The organism is Escherichia sp. 94.0001, assembly GCF_013369155.2.
Classification (GTDB): Bacteria; Pseudomonadota; Gammaproteobacteria; order Enterobacterales; family Enterobacteriaceae; genus Escherichia; species Escherichia coli_F.
Map to the genome: position 1 here is coordinate 1 of NZ_JABWMS020000154.1, position 1772 is coordinate 1772.

At 33.0% G+C, this 1772-nt stretch carries 1 protein-coding gene; it reads left to right on the forward strand.

The window, feature by feature from the left end:
• Positions 1-128: 128 nt before the first annotated feature.
• A partial coding sequence (locus tag HEN33_RS24805) for a pentapeptide repeat-containing protein (protein ID WP_183083504.1) occupies positions 129-1772 on the forward strand: 1644 nt, incomplete at its 3' end.

The following is a 1772-nucleotide window of genomic DNA, read 5'->3' on the forward strand; positions in this document are numbered from 1 at the left end:
GTTAATAAATAATATGCTTTTATTTGTGTAATCGGGAACAAGCCTATTTGAAATGAGCGATTTTTGATAGTAAATAAACTGTATTCAGGAAGACTGCAGCAATTAATTGTTTATCTGATGGAGGCAGCATGATGTTATCAGTTAATCATCGACAGTCATCTTTTGAAATTGATGAAAAGCGCGCAGAGCAATTGCTTCTTGCTGACAATGACCATACTTTTTATATGAGTAAATGGGAGCGGCTTTTTGATGTGCTGCGATTCATTTTGGGTTTCGAAACGAAAAAAGATTTTTTAAGTAGAATGTATAATGATATCCATTCTCGCTATGGATTGTTTTTATCACCTTACCTTACCGATGAAAAAAAAGAATATAATAAAGAACGTAATGAGTTTTTGACCCTGAAAAATTTTTGTCCTCCGCACATGCATGAGCTTTTTAAGTGCAAGATAGAATTTTCAGACAGTGTGATGACAACAACTTATTTTATTGGAGATAAACCAGTCAGAACTCGACAACTAATTATTTTGCAGGATCCCAATGGGCGCTTTGATTTTTCGAGGCTCAATTTTGAAGATACTGAATTCGGTGAATCAAATTTTTCTAACGTTAAATTTAATGATGCTAATATGAAGAGAGCAACACTCATGGATTGCAAATTGAGCGGTGCTAGTTTTGTAAGGACAGATCTAACAGAAGCCAAGGGTTGTGCAGATTTTTCAGGATGTTATATGGAGTATGCCATATTGAATGGCGCACAGTTTGAAAATAGTTCATTCAAGAATGCCACTTTATTTTCCTGTGATGTTGCTGGTACGAATATGTCGGGGGTAAATTTTGAATACGCAACTATAGAGAGAGGTGACTTTAGTACTTGTATTTTAAAAAATATAGTGTTGCGTGAAGCGAAAATAATAAAAATGCATACGGGATCTATGCGGAAATTTTTCTTTGACGATACTCCTCCATTACAAGATTTAATCAGGGTTGATATATGTAAAGCAAAAGAACATATCCAGAAAATTTATCAAATCTTTGAAGATATCTCTGAAGATTCAATGCCTGAAATAAAAAAAATCCTCGCCAACGAACTGAGTACAAAAAATTGTATCTATGACCTTGCAAAATTAAAAAAGGATGTATCAGAAATTAATTGCTTAGCAAAATACTATACGTCTAACAGACCACCAGAGGGATTAAATGATATATTGCAAAATGATGATATAAATATATTTGATAACTTTATTTTGTCATTAATTACAGTTGATTGCTGTATCTCTTCTTCTTTTTTGTTTAATCTTAGTGAAGAGAGGATTAATTATTATTTAGATCGCTTTACAGAACAACCTACATTAATGTTATCATTTAGTACTGCATATGTAATGATGACTGACCTGGCACTAAAAAGTAAAAATAATATATTGGCAGAAAAAGCATATAATATTTATAAAACATATTTACAACATAAGGATGTTAAACCTTATACTGAAGGAAATGATTATCCAGACTTCTCGGAATGGCGTAAACAACAAGATCATGATGATGCTTGGTACGTATTGTTTTCAGCACAGCAAAATAATCGTGCAATGCGTCTTTCATCTAATGCCTTAAATAAAATGTTGGATACCACTATTAAAAATAAGGACTGGGACCATTTTTATCTATATGCAGCACCAGAACAAGTGTGCTCGCTTGCAGATATTAATCTTAATACCGTATTGATGACCGAATTCCCAGTGTTTTCCTACCCATGGAAACGGTCACAACATAAT